General features: G+C 69.7%; 15 protein-coding genes. 12 read left to right on the plus strand and 3 right to left on the minus strand.

Features of this window, described 5'->3' with window-relative positions:
- Positions 1 to 210 precede the first annotated feature (210 nt).
- The gene (thiD, locus tag ACFU8W_RS31480; RefSeq protein WP_384044299.1) at positions 211 to 1,026 is read left to right on the plus strand and encodes a bifunctional hydroxymethylpyrimidine kinase/phosphomethylpyrimidine kinase; all 816 of its coding nucleotides are present in this window, start codon (positions 211 to 213) and stop codon (positions 1,024 to 1,026) included.
- 107 nt (positions 1,027 to 1,133) lie between these two features.
- Here the strand turns inward: thiD and rpmB are convergent, their stop codons facing one another.
- Positions 1,134 to 1,319 carry a 50S ribosomal protein L28 gene (gene rpmB / locus ACFU8W_RS31485; RefSeq protein WP_030928661.1) on the minus strand — a complete coding sequence of 62 codons (186 nt, stop codon included), beginning with the start codon at positions 1,317 to 1,319 and terminating at the stop codon, positions 1,134 to 1,136.
- 257 nt (positions 1,320 to 1,576) lie between these two features.
- Here rpmB and ACFU8W_RS31490 point away from each other — a divergent pair, with 257 nt between their 5' ends.
- The 9 genes from ACFU8W_RS31490 (at position 1,577) to mutM (ending at position 10,905) form a co-directional block, all read left to right on the plus strand.
- Positions 1,577 to 3,214: a DAK2 domain-containing protein gene (locus ACFU8W_RS31490; RefSeq protein WP_345510645.1), complete on the plus strand. Its 1,638-nt coding sequence runs from the start codon at positions 1,577 to 1,579 to the stop codon at positions 3,212 to 3,214.
- A 217-nt stretch (positions 3,215 to 3,431) separates the two neighbouring features.
- Entirely contained in the window at positions 3,432 to 5,651 is a 2,220-nt protein-coding gene (gene recG, locus ACFU8W_RS31495) for an ATP-dependent DNA helicase RecG (RefSeq protein ID WP_384044304.1), read from the plus strand.
- A gap of 116 nt (positions 5,652 to 5,767) precedes the next feature.
- The gene (rsmD, locus tag ACFU8W_RS31500) at positions 5,768 to 6,352 is read left to right on the plus strand and encodes a 16S rRNA (guanine(966)-N(2))-methyltransferase RsmD (RefSeq protein WP_376339913.1); all 585 of its coding nucleotides are present in this window, start codon (positions 5,768 to 5,770) and stop codon (positions 6,350 to 6,352) included.
- 26 nt (positions 6,353 to 6,378) lie between these two features.
- A complete protein-coding gene (coaD, locus tag ACFU8W_RS31505) occupies positions 6,379 to 6,858 on the plus strand; it encodes a pantetheine-phosphate adenylyltransferase (protein ID WP_345510694.1) in 480 nt (159 codons plus the stop codon).
- Between the two features lie 98 nt (positions 6,859 to 6,956).
- Complete coding sequence (locus ACFU8W_RS31510) at positions 6,957 to 8,018, plus strand: cell division initiation protein (protein ID WP_345510643.1); 1,062 nt, start codon at positions 6,957 to 6,959, stop codon at positions 8,016 to 8,018.
- A 185-nt stretch (positions 8,019 to 8,203) separates the two neighbouring features.
- Positions 8,204 to 8,872, plus strand: coding sequence for a DUF177 domain-containing protein (locus ACFU8W_RS31515; RefSeq protein ID WP_345510642.1), 669 nt, complete (start codon positions 8,204 to 8,206; stop codon positions 8,870 to 8,872).
- Positions 8,873 to 8,874: 2 nt separating this feature from the next.
- Positions 8,875 to 9,048, plus strand: a complete 174-nt coding sequence (gene rpmF / locus ACFU8W_RS31520; protein WP_003965982.1) for a 50S ribosomal protein L32 — start codon at positions 8,875 to 8,877, stop codon at positions 9,046 to 9,048.
- Positions 9,049 to 9,067: 19 nt separating this feature from the next.
- Positions 9,068 to 9,892, plus strand: a complete 825-nt coding sequence (rnc, locus tag ACFU8W_RS31525; protein ID WP_266981073.1) for a ribonuclease III — start codon at positions 9,068 to 9,070, stop codon at positions 9,890 to 9,892.
- A gap of 143 nt (positions 9,893 to 10,035) precedes the next feature.
- Positions 10,036 to 10,905 carry a bifunctional DNA-formamidopyrimidine glycosylase/DNA-(apurinic or apyrimidinic site) lyase gene (mutM, locus tag ACFU8W_RS31530; RefSeq protein ID WP_384044310.1) on the plus strand — a complete coding sequence of 290 codons (870 nt, stop codon included), beginning with the start codon at positions 10,036 to 10,038 and terminating at the stop codon, positions 10,903 to 10,905.
- Here mutM and ACFU8W_RS31535 read toward each other — a convergent pair.
- Positions 10,895 to 11,299, minus strand: a complete 405-nt coding sequence (locus ACFU8W_RS31535; RefSeq protein WP_384044313.1) for a winged helix-turn-helix transcriptional regulator — start codon at positions 11,297 to 11,299, stop codon at positions 10,895 to 10,897. The genes mutM and ACFU8W_RS31535 overlap by 11 nt on opposite strands.
- A 938-nt stretch (positions 11,300 to 12,237) precedes the next feature.
- Positions 12,238 to 13,170 carry a CAP domain-containing protein gene (locus ACFU8W_RS31540; protein ID WP_384044316.1) on the minus strand — a complete coding sequence of 311 codons (933 nt, stop codon included), beginning with the start codon at positions 13,168 to 13,170 and terminating at the stop codon, positions 12,238 to 12,240.
- Between the two features lie 148 nt (positions 13,171 to 13,318).
- Here ACFU8W_RS31540 and ACFU8W_RS31545 point away from each other — a divergent pair, with 148 nt between their 5' ends.
- Complete coding sequence (locus tag ACFU8W_RS31545; protein ID WP_384044320.1) at positions 13,319 to 13,600, plus strand: acylphosphatase; 282 nt, start codon at positions 13,319 to 13,321, stop codon at positions 13,598 to 13,600.
- Between the two features lie 439 nt (positions 13,601 to 14,039).
- Positions 14,040 to 14,252, plus strand: coding sequence for a hypothetical protein (locus tag ACFU8W_RS31550; RefSeq protein WP_018551753.1), 213 nt, complete (start codon positions 14,040 to 14,042; stop codon positions 14,250 to 14,252).
- Positions 14,253 to 14,433: the final 181 nt, after the last annotated feature.

Raw genomic sequence — 14,433 nt, forward strand, 5'->3', positions numbered from 1 at the left:
CGTCCTCGTACGGGACGTACTCGGGCGAGCCCGACAACGCAGCGAGCGTGCGTGCCGGGCGTCGCGGGGCAGGCGGGACTTCCGACACACGCCCTGGTGCCGTGACCGGCAATGTCTGCCCCATGAGGAGCGTCGTCCAACGCGGCGAGCGTGTGTGCTGGGCGGCGCGACGGGACAAAGCTTGCCGGGAGGGGCACTAGATTGAGGCGTATGCCCATATCTTCTGCCGCCCCGCAGGTACCGCTCGTTCCACCCCGTGTGCTCACCGTCGCCGGATCCGATTCCGGCGGCGGCGCGGGCATCCAGGCCGACCTCAAGACGATGTTGGCGCTCGGCGTGCACGGCATGAGCGTGATCACCGCGGTGACCGCGCAGAACTCGCTGGGCGTCCAGGGCGCATGGGAGCTGCCCGTGGAGGCGGTACGCGCCCAGTACCGCAGCGTCGTCGACGACATCGGCGTCCAGGCGGTGAAGACCGGCATGCTCGCGTCGGCCGCCCTCGTCGAGACCGTCGCCGCACTTCTCGCGGGAACGGATGCCCCGGTGGTCGTCGACCCGGTGGGGGTCTCCAAACACGGTGATCCACTGCTCGCCGCCGAAGCCCTCGATTCCGTACGGACGAAGCTGCTGCCGGTCGCCACGGTGGCAACCCCCAACCTGGACGAGGTGGCACAGCTCACCGGCGTGACGGTCACGGACGAGACCGGAATGCGGCAGGCCGCGGCGGAGATCCTGGGATACGGGCCGCGCTGGGTCGTCATCAAGGGCGGGCACCTGCCGGGTGAACCGGTCGACCTCCTCACGGACGGCACCGAGGAGCACTGGCTGCGCGCCCCCCGCCACGACAACCGGCACACGCACGGCACGGGCTGCACCCTCGCCTCCGCGATCGCCTGCGGGCTGGCCGGGGGCGACGACGTACCGACGGCCGTACGGGCCGCGAAGGCGTACGTCACCGGGGCGATCGCGGCGGGCTTCCCGCTGGGCACCGGGATCGGCCCGGTCCGGCACGGCTGGCAGCTGTAACGGCCCCACGACGGGGAGACGGGGAGTGGGGGCGCACAGCAAAAAGCCGGTCCACCGAGGTGGACCGGCTTTTTGGGCAACCGGAAGGCTGCGCTACGACGGGAACGTCAGCGCGCGACCTTGCCGGCCTTGATGCACGAGGTGCAGACGTTGAGCCGCTTCGGCGTCCGACCGACCACGGCACGCACGCGCTGGATGTTGGGATTCCAGCGACGGGACGTACGGCGGTGCGAGTGCGAAATGTTGTTGCCGAAGCCCGGCCCCTTGCCGCAGACGTCGCAGTTGGCAGCCACGGGTCACTCCAAAGACTTCAGGTGCACTTACAGTGAATTCCGGCGCGCCGGAATCATTTGACTGAAGTGGCGGTACCGGAGGAAAGGCCCGACTCTCGTCGGGCAACCGAAGCAGCATACAACGGCCGCGTCGGTAGAACGAAACTACCATGGGTTTCCCCGCCGTCTGCCCCGCCCCTGTCCCCGCCGGACGCACCGGGCGGGACTAGTCTGCGGTTCAGTCAGCCCGCACGGCCGCTCTCCAGGAGGAACACCAGGTGCCGCAGACCGCCGACGACATGGACGCCGTCGCGGTGCGTGCCTGGTGCTCACTGGCGCTGGAGGCGTTGGGCCGGGAGCGTGAGGCGATCGACGCGATCAACGTCTACCCCGTCGCGGACGGGGACACCGGCACCAACCTCTATCTGACGGTGGAATCGGCAGCGGCCGCCGTCGAGGCGGTCTTCGCCGCCCACGAGACCGGTACGTCCGTGCCCGCTCTCGCCGATGTCGTACGGGCCATGGCACACGGGGCGCTGATCGGCGCCCGCGGCAACTCCGGCACGATCCTTGCGCAGCTGTTGCGCGGCATGGCGGGGGTGCTGGCCGACGGGCACGACGCGGACCATCTGCGCCGCGCCCTGACCCGGGCCGCCGAGGCCGCCCGGCAGGCCGTCGCGCACCCCGTCGAGGGCACGGTGCTGACCGTGGCCACCGCGGCCGCCGAGGCCGCCGGGCGAACGGCGGGTGACCCGAGACCGGAAGCGGTCGCGCAGGCGGCGTACGAAGGGGCGCGTACGGCACTGGACGCGACTCCCGGGCAGCTCGCCGTCCTCGGGCGGGCGGGAGTCGTCGACGCCGGAGGCCGTGGCCTGGTGACCGTCCTGGGGGCGCTTGTCGAGGCGGTCTCCGGTGAGCCGCCCGCACGCGGGACCTGGGTGACGCCCGACATCGCCCCCGTGACCGTTGCCGCCGCCGACGACTGCGCGGCAGGCGGACCGGCGGACGGACCCGCCTTCGAGGTGATCTATCTCCTGGAGGCCCGGGACGACGCCGTCGACCGGCTGCGGGCCCGGCTCGACGGGCTCGGCGACTCGCTCGTCGTGGTCGGCGGCGACGGGCTGTGGAACGTCCACGTCCATGTCGACGACGCCGGTGCGGCGGTGGAGGCCGGAGTCGAGGCCGGCAGGCCGTACCGGATCCGGATCACCCACTTCGGCGCCGACCGGGTCCACCCCCACCTCAGCGAGCCCGCGCAGCGCGGTGTCGTTGTGGTGGTCCCGGGCGACGGGCTCTCGGGGCTGTGCACGGAGGCGGGCGCGACCACGGTGCTCGCCCGCCCCGGGGAGCCGCCCGCCAGCGGTGAACTGGTCGATGCCATCCGTCGCGCCCACGCCCACGAGGTGGTCCTGCTGCCCAACGACGCGGAGCTGCGCCACACGGCCGCGGCGGCCGCGGAGCAGGCCCGTACGGAAGGCATCCGGGTCGCGCTGATCCCGACCCGCGCGGCCGTCCAGGGCATCGCGGCGCTCGCCGTCCACGAACCGGACCGCAGCTTCGACGAGGACGTGGTGGCGATGACCGCCGCGGCCGGCGCCACCCGGTACGCCGAACTGGCCGTCGCCGAGCGGCAGTCGTGGACCATGGCGGGCATCTGTCAGGCCGGCGACATCCTGGGGCTGATCGACGGCGATGTGGCGGTCATCGGCGAGGACGTGCCCGGCACGGCCCGGGCCGTCCTCGACCGGATGCTGTCGGCGGGCGGTGAACTCGTGACGCTGGTCCTGGGCGAGGACGTGCCGGACAGCCTGGCGGAGGCACTGCAGGAGCATGTGCGCGAGGGGTACCTGGCGGTGGACACGGTGGTGTACCGGGGCGGCCGCCAGTGCGCTCCGCTGCTGATCGGGGTGGAGTAGGAGAACGCGCCCCCGGGGCGCGTTGTGCTCGATCGCCGGCCGGGGAAGTCGGTGCGCGCCGGGGCCAGCCCCTCCGCCCCGTCACGTCGGGGGCTGCGGCCGATCGTCGCCGACAGGCTGTGCACATCGGTCTCGGACCGATCCCAGGTGCGCGCAGACGTTTCCGACCAGGGGGTTCCGGTGGTGCGGGCGACTTCTGTCAGTGGCGTGGTGTGCAATGGATCGCGTGTCCGCGTTCGATGAACCCCTGAAGAAGCTGCTCGGCGGTGCCACCGCGAAGGTGATGGCCGAGCACCTCGGCCTGCACACGGTCGGTGATCTGCTGCACCACTACCCGCGGCGGTACGAGGAGCGCGGCCAGCTCACCGCGCTGGCCGACCTTCCGCTGGACGAGCACGTGACCGTCGTCGCCCAGGTCGCCGACGCACGGATCATGATGTTCAACAACGGCAGGGGCAAGCGCCTGGAGGTGACCCTCACCGACGGCAGCGGCCGGCTGCAGCTGGTCTTCTTCGGCCACGGCGTGCACAAGCCGCACAAGGAGCTGCTGCCGGGCCGCCGGGCGATGTTCGCGGGCAAGGTTTCCGTCTTCAACCGGAAGATGCAGCTCGCGCACCCCACGTACCAGCTGCTCGACACAGCGGACGCCGACGAGGCCACGGAGGCGGTGGACGCCTTCGCCGGGCGGCTGCTGCCCATCTATCCCGCCTGCAAGCAGCTCGACTCCTGGCGGATCGCCAAGGCCGTCGACACCGTGCTGCCCAGTGCCCGGGACGCCGTCGACCCGCTGCCGCTCCCGCTGCGCGAGGGGCGCGGCTTCACCCCGCTGCCCGAGGCACTGCTCAAGATTCACCGCCCGCAGACCAAGGCGGACATCGCCGACGCCAGGGACCGGCTGAAGTGGGACGAGGCCTTCGTCCTGCAGGTCGCGCTCGCCCGCCGCCGGTACGCGGACACCCAGCTCCCGGCGGTGGCACGCAGACCCAGGCGCGGAGGGCTGCTCGACGCCTTCGACGCCAAACTGCCGTTCACCCTCACCGAGGGCCAGGAGAAGGTTTCCAAGGAGATCTTCGACGACCTGGCGACCGAGCACCCGATGCACCGGCTGCTGCAGGGCGAAGTGGGGTCCGGGAAGACCATGGTCGCGCTGCGCGCCATGCTCGCCGTCGTCGACGCGGGCGGACAGGCCGCGATGCTCGCCCCCACCGAGGTGCTCGCCCAGCAGCACCACCGCTCCATCACCGAAATGATGGGCGAGCTCGCCGAAGGCGGCATGCTGGGCGGCTCCGACCTCGGTACGAAGGTGGTGCTCCTGACCGGGTCCATGGGGACGGCGGCCCGCCGTCAGGCGCTGCTCGACCTGATCACCGGCGAGGCGGGGATCGTGATCGGCACGCATGCGCTGATCGAGGACAAGGTGCAGTTCCACGACCTGGGGCTGGTCGTCGTCGACGAGCAGCACCGCTTCGGAGTGGAACAGCGCGACGCGCTGCGGTCCAAGGGGAAGCAGCCGCCGCACCTGCTGGTGATGACCGCCACCCCCATTCCCCGCACGGTCGCGATGACGGTCTTCGGCGACCTGGAGACGTCCGTCCTGGACCAGCTGCCGGCGGGCCGATCGCCGATCGCCAGCCATGTCGTGCCCGCCAAGGACAAGCCGCACTTCCTCAGCCGCGCCTGGGAGCGGGTCCGCGAGGAGGTCGGGAACGGGCATCAGGCATACGTCGTCTGTCCCCGGATCGGTGACGACGCCGACGACGAGGCCGAGAAGAAGAGCAGGAAGAAGGCCGCGGAGAAGGCTGCGGAGGAGGACGGGGAGAAGCGCCCGCCGCTCGCGGTCCTGGAGATCGCCGAACAGCTCGCCAAGGGTGCCCTCACCGGTCTGCGCATCGAGGTGCTGCACGGCAGGATGAACCCCGACGACAAGGACGACGTGATGCGGCGCTTCGCCGCGGGCCAGGTCGACGTCCTGGTCGCGACGACCGTCATCGAGGTCGGGGTCAACGTCCCCAACGCCACCGCGATGGTGATCATGGACGCCGACCGGTTCGGCGTCTCCCAGCTCCACCAGCTCCGCGGCCGGGTCGGCCGCGGCTCCGCCGCCGGTCTCTGCCTGCTCGTCAGCGAGGCGCACGAGGCGAGCCCCGCCCGCGCCCGGCTCTCCGCCGTCGCCGCCACCCTCGACGGCTTCGAACTGTCCCGGATCGACCTCGAACAGCGTCGCGAGGGCGATGTCCTCGGCCAGGCCCAGTCCGGGGTCCGCACTTCCCTGAGGATGCTCTCCGTCATCGACGACGAGGAGGTCATCGCCGCGGCCCGCGAGGAGGCCGCGACGATCGTCGCCGCGGACCCGGACCTGGACCGCCTGCCGGAGCTGCGCACCGCGCTGTCCGCCCTGCTCGACAAGGAGCGCGAGGAGTACCTCGACAAGGGCTGAGGACGGGGGCACGCACGGGGCCCCCGGGCCTCGGCGGGCCGGACGCCATATCGTGGGACGCACGGCGCCCGTCCCACTCCGGCGGGCCACCCCCCCGACCCGAGGATCAGACACCCATGACCCGCGTGATCGCCGGCTCGGCCGGCGGACGCCGCCTGGCCGTCCCGCCCGGCACCGGCACCCGCCCCACCTCGGACCGCGCACGCGAGGGCCTGTTCTCCACCTGGGAAGCGCTCCTGGGCACCCTGGAGGGCATCCGAATCGCGGATCTCTACGCGGGCTCCGGCGCCGTCGGTCTCGAAGCACTCTCCCGCGGCGCGGTACACGCCCTGCTCGTCGAGGCCGACACCAAGGCCGCCCGCACGGTCCGGGACAACGTCCGTACGCTCGGTCTGCCCGGCGCCGAAGTCCGTACCGGCAAAGCCGAACAGATCGTGACAGGACCGGCGCCCGCGGACCCGTACGACGTGGTCTTCCTGGATCCGCCGTACGCCGTCACCGATGGCGATCTTGGCGAGATACTGCTCACACTCCGTGCTCAGGGCTGGCTCACGGACGATGCCCTCGTCACCGTGGAACGGAGCACCAGAGGCGGAGAATTCAACTGGCCCAAGGGATTCGAGCCACTGCGGGCCCGTCGCTACGGTGAGGGAACGCTTTGGTACGGTCGCGCCGCCTCTACGTGCGAAGACGCACGATGACCGCACCGGAGAGCGAGGGACTCAAGTTGCGCCGCGCCGTCTGTCCGGGGTCGTTCGACCCCATCACCAATGGACACCTCGACATCATTGGCCGCGCCTCGAAGTTGTACGACGTCGTACATGTCGCGGTGATGATCAACCAGTCCAAGAAGGGCCTGTTCACCATCGACGAGCGGATCGAGCTGATCCGTCAGGTCACCGCGGACTTCGGCAATGTCGAGGTCGAGTCCTTCCACGGCCTCCTGGTCGACTTCTGCAAGCAGCGCGACATCCCGGCGATCGTGAAGGGCCTGCGGGCCGTCAGCGACTTCGACTACGAGCTGCAGATGGCCCAGATGAACAACGGCCTCTCCGGGGTCGAGACGCTCTTCGTGCCGACCAATCCCACGTACAGCTTCCTGTCGTCCTCCCTGGTCAAGGAGGTCGCGACCTGGGGTGGCGACGTCTCGCACCTGCTGCCGCCGCTGGTCCACGAGGCACTCGTCGCACGTCTCGCCCAGCAGTGATGCACTGACAGTCCGTCACCCGGTGTCGGACGGGCGCCGACTGGCCGTACAGTCGTCCCGTCCGTCTCCAATCAGCAGTAGAGAGTGGCGAGCACACGGTGGACGTGCAGAAGAAGCTCGACGAGATCGTCGAAGCGGTCGGGAACGCCCGGTCCATGCCCATGTCGGCGTCGTGCGTGGTCAACCGCGCCGATCTGCTCGCCATGCTCGAAGAGGTGCGTGAAGCCCTCCCCGGCTCACTCGCCCACGCCCAGGAGCTCATCGGCGGCCGGGAGCAGATGGTCGAGCAGGCCCGACAGGAGGCCGAGCGGATCATCGAGGCCGCCCACGCCCAGCGCGGCTCACTGATCTCCGACACCGAGATCGCCCGGCAGTCCCGGACCGAGGCCGATCGCATCCTCGGCGAGGCCCGCCGGGAGGCCGACGAGGTACGCGCCGAGGCCGATGAGTACGTCGACAGCAAGCTCGCCAACTTCGAGGTCGTCCTCACCAAGACCATCGGCTCCGTCGACCGGGGCCGCGAGAAGCTCCTCGGTCGTGGCCAGGGCTTCGACGAGCAGGGGTACGAGGACCGCGACTTCGCCGAGGCCCCCGAGCGCAGCGCCGACCCGGAGACGCTCCGGCGCCGCGCCGACGAGTATGTGGACACCAAGCTCGGCGCGTTCGAGGCCGTGCTCGCCAAGACCCTGGAAGCGGTCGGCCACGGCCGGCAGAAGCTGCACGGCCGGGTCGCCACCGACGAGCTCGGCGCGCACATGGCCGCCCAGGACGCCGCGGGCAGCCAGGGCCACACCAGCGACGAGGACCACTGGGCCGGTCTCGCCGAGCTCGCCACCCCGGAGCCGCAGCCGGTGTCCCAGCCGCACTTCCCGGCACAGGCGCAGCCGGGCTATGCGGAGCCGTACGCGTACCAGGAGCAGCCGCAGCAGGACATGTACGGGTACCAGCAGCAGCCGGACCCGTACGCCACCTATCAGCAGCAGGGCTACGACGAGGGCCAGGCGCAGCTGCAGCCGCAGGGGTACGACGGGTGGCAGCAGCCGATGCCGACGCACCAGCCCCTTCAGTCGCAGGGCGAGAGCGCCCTCGACGAGACCAGCCTCTTCGACACCAGCATGATCGACATCGATCAGCTCCGCCGGTACGAGCAGGAGCGCTGACCGGGGCGCCCCGGACACGGGCCGAACGCGACCGGTTCCGGCCGGTTCGGGACCGGAATCGGCCCCGGTTGGGAGCAGGGTAACGCGTCAAGTATCCTGGTTCTTCGGTCGCGAGTACGTCTGCGATCCCGGCTGCCCGCTTCGACTCCGATCCGGTCGGCCCCTCCCACGGTGCGCTGTGCGCCATGCATACGATTTCGAAAGCAGGAAAAGCCCTGAACGGCCACCTCGACCACCGAAACCCTCTCGTGTTCGATACGCACGAGCTGGGTCGGCGTCCCGGTGCCCTCCTGCGGCTGACCCGCTCGGTGGACGCGCCCCAGGACCTCGGTATCGACGGGGTCATCGGTGTGCCGGAAGGCGCACCCGTGGAGCTGGACCTCCGCCTCGAATCGGTCATGGAAGGGGTGCTTGTCACAGGCACCGCCCGTGCGTCGGCCGAGGGGGAGTGCGTAAGGTGTCTGGAGCCGCTGCGCCAAGAGGTTGTGGCGGACTTCCAGGAGATGTTCTCGTACCCTGACGCCGATGACCGGGGCCGCGTCAAAGCGGAACCGGCCGACGACGCCGAGGACGACGAGGACAGGCTCTTCGTCGAGGACGGCTTGTTCGACCTCGAACCAGTGCTGCGTGATGCGGTGGTGCTCGCACTGCCGATGCAGCCGGTGTGCCGGGAGACCTGTGCCGGCCTGTGTTCCGAATGCGGGATCAGGCTGGACGAGAACCCCGGTCACCACCACGATGCCGTCGACATCCGTTGGGCGGCATTGCAAGGACTCGCCGAGACCGTTCAGGACGGCGAGAAGGACAACATGGGCGGCGCCGAAGCGGGCGTCGACGAGAAGCAGGAGAAGTAGCCGTGGCTGTTCCGAAGCGGAAGATGTCGCGCAGCAACACGCGCCACCGCCGGTCGCAGTGGAAGGCTGCGGTCCCCACCCTGGTTTCGTGCGAGCGTTGCCAGGAGCCGAAGCTGCAGCACATCGCGTGCCCCAGCTGCGGCACGTACAACAAGCGCCAGGTCCTCGAAGTCTGAGCGGCTGGTGAGAGGCCCGATGTCTGAGTTGTCCCACGCCAAGAAGCAGGCAGACAACGTCAACACAGCCTCGTCCCACACGCTTCTGGAAGGGCGGCTCGGGTATCACCTTGAGTCCGCCCTTCTGGTGCGTGCGCTGACCCACCGTTCGTACGCATACGAGAACGGCGGCCTGCCCACCAACGAGCGGCTCGAATTCCTCGGGGATTCGGTACTCGGCCTGGTGGTCACGGACACGCTGTACCGCACCCACCCCGACCTGCCCGAAGGCCAGCTGGCCAAGCTGCGGGCCGCGGTGGTCAACTCGCGCGCACTTGCGGAGGTGGGTCGCGGCCTCGACCTCGGCTCTTTCATCCGGCTCGGCCGGGGCGAAGAGGGCACGGGCGGCAGGGACAAGGCATCCATCCTCGCCGACACGCTGGAAGCGGTGATCGGCGCGGTCTATCTCGATCAGGGCCTCAGTGCGGCCTCGGAGCTGGTCCACCGGCTCTTCGACCCGCTGATCGACAGGTCCTCCAATCTCGGCGCCGGCCTGGACTGGAAGACCAGCCTCCAGGAGCTCACCGCGAGCGAGAGCCTCGGAGTCCCCGAGTATCTCGTCACGGAGACCGGCCCGGACCACGAGAAGACCTTTACTGCTGCTGCTCGCGTCGGTGGTGTCTCGTACGGCACCGGCACCGGCCGTAGCAAGAAGGAAGCGGAGCAGCAGGCGGCGGAGTCCGCCTGGCGCGAGATCAGCGCCGCTGCGGAGCAGCGGGAGGCCGCGGCGAAGGCCGCAGCCGACGGAGGGGCCGCCGACACCCCTGCCGACCCGGTGCCGTCCACGGACGTCACTCCGGCCTGACCCGGGAACCCCTCGGTGCCTCGTGCACCGGGGGGTTCTTCCTGTCCGGACCCGGGGCGCGGTCGCACAGTCACGTCCCGCTGTGCCCGGTGGACCAGGGCCGTACACCCCCTAAACTGTTCAGTCTCTTGAGGAGCCACTCCGTGCCCGAGCTGCCTGAGGTCGAAGTCGTACGGCGCGGTCTCGATCGCTGGGTCACCGGCCGTACGGTCGGTGAGGTCGAGGTCCTGCACCCGCGCGCGGTCCGCCGCCATCTCGCGGGTTCCACGGACTTCGTGGCCCGGCTCAGCGGCAGCCGCTTCGGTACGGCCATGCGCCGTGGCAAGTACCTGTGGATTCCGCTGGACGACGACGCCTCCTCGCTCCTCGGCCACCTCGGCATGAGCGGTCAGCTGCTCGTACAGCCGCAGGACACCCCCGACGAGAAGCATCTCCGGATACGGATCCGTTTCGACGACGCCCTCGGCACCGAGCTGCGCTTCGTCGACCAGCGGACCTTCGGCGGGCTCTCCGTCCACGAGAACACCCCGGACGGGCTGCCCGACACCATCGCGCACATCGCCCGCGACCCCCTGGACCCCGCCTTCGACGACGCTGCGTTCCACAGCGCTCTGCGTCTGCGCCGTACGACGGTCAAGCGCGCCCTGCTCGACCAGTCGCTGATCAGCGGCGTCGGCAACATCTACGCGGACGAGGCGCTCTGGCGCACCAGGCTGCACTACGACCGGCCCACCGCGACCCTGACCCGGCCCAAGTCGGCCGAGCTGCTCGGCCATGTCCGCGACGTGATGAACGCGGCGCTCGCCCAGGGCGGCACCAGCTTCGACAGCCTCTACGTCAATGTGAACGGCGAGTCGGGCTACTTCGACCGGTCGCTCGACGCGTACGGGCGTGAGGACGAGCCCTGCCACCGGTGCGGCACGGCGATGCGTCGTCGCCCGTGGATGAACCGCTCCAGCTACTACTGCCCGAGCTGTCAGCGGCCGCCGCGCACCAACACCCCTAGAGCGTGACCTCGCGCGCCTCGTCGTAACGGCTGCGGGCGTCGAGGACCTCGGACATCCGGCTCTCGACGAGCTGGATCAGCCCGAGCAGCCGGCCGGCGACCTCGCGTCCCAGCGGGGTCAGCTCGTAGTCGACGCGCGGAGGATTGGTGGGCTGTGCCTCCCGGAGGACGAGGCCGTCCCGCTCCAGCGCGTGAAGGGTCTGGGAGAGCATCTTCTCGCTCACCCCGTCGACCCTGCGGCGCAGCTCGTTGAAGCGGGCGCCCGTCTCGTAGAGCGCGGTCAGCGTCAAGCTGCCCCAGCGCCCGGTGACGTGCTCCAGCGTGCCGCGCGAGGGGCACTGCCGGGAGAACACGTCGAAGGCCAGGCTGTCGGCGCCGTCCCGCGGGGTGGTCTCGTCCATGAAAAACAGCTTACGCCCGCACAGTGCTCTCTTTTGGAGTGCGCTGTGCGGGCGTAAGCAGGCAGGAGTGCGGCTCATGCGGTCGGTTCGGGGCCGGCCTGCGACATTCCGACTTCGACCGCGCGATGATCTCGGCAAGTGCCGCCGATGTCGCCGACCCGTCAGCCGCCGGGTCCTCTCCTACCAAGAGCCCCACCGTTGTCCTCCTTGCGTATGCTCCTCGGCGAAGAGGGCCGGTTGATCTCATATGGGCTGAGGCCTTCCCCGAAATCATCTGCATTCCTCAAGTTCTCGCCGCTTCGGGAGGAACGCTCGGCCCGTGGTCCCTGCTGCTGTGCCCGAGACCGACGGCGCGCGTCCCACCAGACGAGGCCAAGCAGAACGGCGACTACGACCACTGCTATACCGACGGGGAAAATCCAGCGCACATCCGAAGCGGCAACTGTGATGTCACTGATGGGCACCGGGCTCACAAGATGGCTCATCTGGCCCACGTCCTCCCTGAGGGGATTCCACGCTCACAAAGCGAGGCAGAGGCTTCCACTCATTGGAGAGAGAGCCCGCGTTGGCCGGAGCCGCGGGAAACTCCGATCCCGCCGCCCTCGGCCGGATCAATCTCGCAGGGCTCGCCTGAATCGGACGTCTGGCAAGGCTCAAGCTCCCTGACAAGTCTACGGCGCGGAGCCGTACGGGGGCCGCTCGGCGCGACGATCTCGGCGTCTCCGTCCCGCTGCCCGGCAACAGGGAAGATCGCATGGGTCACGGTGCCGAAGGTGGCGGCAACGATCGGCCGGTAGAAGTCGCTCGGCATGATCTCGCCGGCCGCCGAGCGAGACCGTACGCGGGGCCGCCGTGGACACAGTTCGGGCCGCCTCGGTTGCCGATAACGGCCCCGAGACGGCCCAAGAAAGCTGATGGGTCGCCGACCTGCGTAAATCTCAGAAGCCGAAGTCCTGGGTCCACCAGGGGCCGCCGGAGCCGAAGTGCACTCCCACGCCGAGGGTCTTGTAGTCACAGTTGAGAATGTTTGCGCGGTGGCCTTCGCTCTTCATCCAGGAGTCCATCACCGCCTGTGCGTCCGCCTGGCCGCGGGCGATGTTCTCGCCGCCGAGCCCCTTCACACCGGCCTTCGACGCGCGGTCCCAGGGGGTCCGGCCGTCGGGGTCGGTGTGGTCGAAGAAGCCGCGGGCCGCCATGTCGTCACTGAATTTCTGGGCGAGCGAGGTGAGCGGGGCACTGGCCGTGACCGGGCTGCAGCCGACCTTCGCGCGCTCCTGGTTGACCAGCGCGAGCACGGCAGCCTGGGCGGAGGTGTCGCCGGCCGGGGTCGTGGCCCTGCGCGCCGGAGCGGCCGCCGATGTCGTCGGCGCCGCCGAGGCCGTGGCGGAGGGCGCGGAACCGGTCGTCCCGGCCGCCGCGGGCGCCTTCGTCGTCTCCGTCCGCTCGGCCGTCTTCGAAGGGGAGACGGACGGCGTGGCCGAGGTGCTGGGGGAGCCCGACCGCTCGGACTTCCGGGGCCCCGGGGAACGCTCGGTGCTGCGGCCGGCCTCGGCCGACGCGATACCGCGGTCGGCCGGAGCGGCGGTGGAGCCGCCCTGCGTCAGCAGGTCCGGCGCTCCCTGGGAGCGGATCTGGTCGGTGGCCGCGCCACCGGTCACGTGGTACGCGCCGCCGCCGGGCAGCAGACCCGAAGCCACGGCCACGGCTCCGACGGCCATCGCAGCGGAGACGCCGATCAGTCCCGTACGCACGGGCATGCCCGACCGCTTCCTGCGGCGTGCGCCGCGGCGCACGCGGGCCTTCGCGGCCGCGGACGTGTCAGCGGCCGAACCTGCCACGGGACCTGCGGCGGAGCGTCGATGGCGTCCCATCTGCTGTCCCCTTCTGACGGTCTGGACGCCAGGATCGGCGTCAATACGCCTCACCTGATCGAGTGAGGCTCTGGTTTCGACGGGACTGTACGCCATGGCTCAACGGGGCGAAGTGACCGTTGAGCAAGTGGCCGGATAGCGTTCGGCCATGAGCGAAGATGTACGACTCACCGCCTGGGTACGCGGCCGAGTACAGCAAGTAGGGTTCCGCTGGTTCACCAGGGCAAATGCTTTGGAGATCGGCGGCCTCACCGGATTCGCCCTCAATCTCGACGACGGTCGAGTACAGATTGTCGCCGAGGGGCAACGTGAGAATTGCCACCGGCTGCTGGAGTGGCTGCGCTCCGACGACACACCCGGACGCGTGGATGGAGTCACTGAGATCTGGGACACCCCGCGCGGCGGTTACGAGGGGTTTGCGATCCGCTGATCCCGTTCTGAATGAGGTCCCAATTCGGGGCCGTGTTCGGACCGTGTTCGACAGGCGGCGAGGGGTGACGATACGGGCCGCTCATCTGCGTACACATGAAATGACCTGCGGAAGGACCGGATGGTTGCCAAGATTCGGTTGTCGTGCCAGGCTGCGGCAGTAAGGATGATCTCCACGCCCCCCAGGGCCCCGCAGGAGAGTCGCGCCGCGTGATCGTCAAGCCGCGCGCCCCCGGGTCACCCGCGTCTACGGGGTGTGATCGTGTTGACCGTCAAACTTTTTGGTGAGACGCTGAAATCCCCGCGCACCTCAGCTGTTTGGCAGAGCTCTTTGGCAGCAGAACCGCAGTGATGACAGAGCACTGCCGAGCACCGCGGGTGCGATTCCCTCACGACCCACACCGCATCGGTCGGTCACTCAGTGTGGAGGACCATCCATCATGGCAAAGGCGCTTCTCGGTTACGTCGGCGGTTCCGACCCGCGACTCCTCGCCGAGATGCGACGGCTCCAGCAGCGCGTCCAGGACCTGGAATCCGAGCTCGTACGGATCCAGGACGAGAACGACGCGCTCAACGCCGCCGCCCAGCACCAAGAGTCGCTGCTCGACAGCATCGACATCGACGTACCCCAGGCGGAGCCGGCGCTGACCTGACCGAGGGCCCACAGGGGCCGGTCGGGCTGCTCGCGTCAGCCGTCTGAGTTCATCACCGGATCGTCACCGGATCATTGAAGATCATCACTGTGATCTGTCGCCTTCTTGATCCGCCGCGTTCTTTGATCCGTCACGCAGCACTGCACAAGATTTGCAAGGGGCGCTTCGGCGTCCCTTCTTT

Source organism: Streptomyces sp. NPDC057565, assembly GCF_042801455.1.
Lineage (GTDB): Bacteria > Actinomycetota > Actinomycetes > Streptomycetales > Streptomycetaceae > Streptomyces > Streptomyces yanii.

Bases quoted from the DNA above. Each gene is read 5' to 3' on its own strand.
- rsmD (WP_376339913.1), top strand. From the start codon at position 5,768: ATGACCCGCGTGATCGCCGGCTCGGCCGGCGGACGCCGCCTGGCCGTC.
- ACFU8W_RS31535 (WP_384044313.1), bottom strand. From the start codon at position 11,299: ATGGACGAGACCACCCCGCGGGACGGCGCCGACAGCCTGGCCTTCGAC.
- ACFU8W_RS31515 (WP_345510642.1), top strand. From the start codon at position 8,204: ATGCATACGATTTCGAAAGCAGGAAAAGCCCTGAACGGCCACCTCGAC.
- thiD (WP_384044299.1), top strand. From the start codon at position 211: ATGCCCATATCTTCTGCCGCCCCGCAGGTACCGCTCGTTCCACCCCGT.
- recG (WP_384044304.1), top strand. From the start codon at position 3,432: ATGGATCGCGTGTCCGCGTTCGATGAACCCCTGAAGAAGCTGCTCGGC.
- ACFU8W_RS31550 (WP_018551753.1), top strand. From the start codon at position 14,040: ATGGCAAAGGCGCTTCTCGGTTACGTCGGCGGTTCCGACCCGCGACTC.
- ACFU8W_RS31545 (WP_384044320.1), top strand. From the start codon at position 13,319: ATGAGCGAAGATGTACGACTCACCGCCTGGGTACGCGGCCGAGTACAG.
- rnc (WP_266981073.1), top strand. From the start codon at position 9,068: ATGTCTGAGTTGTCCCACGCCAAGAAGCAGGCAGACAACGTCAACACA.
- ACFU8W_RS31540 (WP_384044316.1), bottom strand. From the start codon at position 13,170: ATGGGACGCCATCGACGCTCCGCCGCAGGTCCCGTGGCAGGTTCGGCC.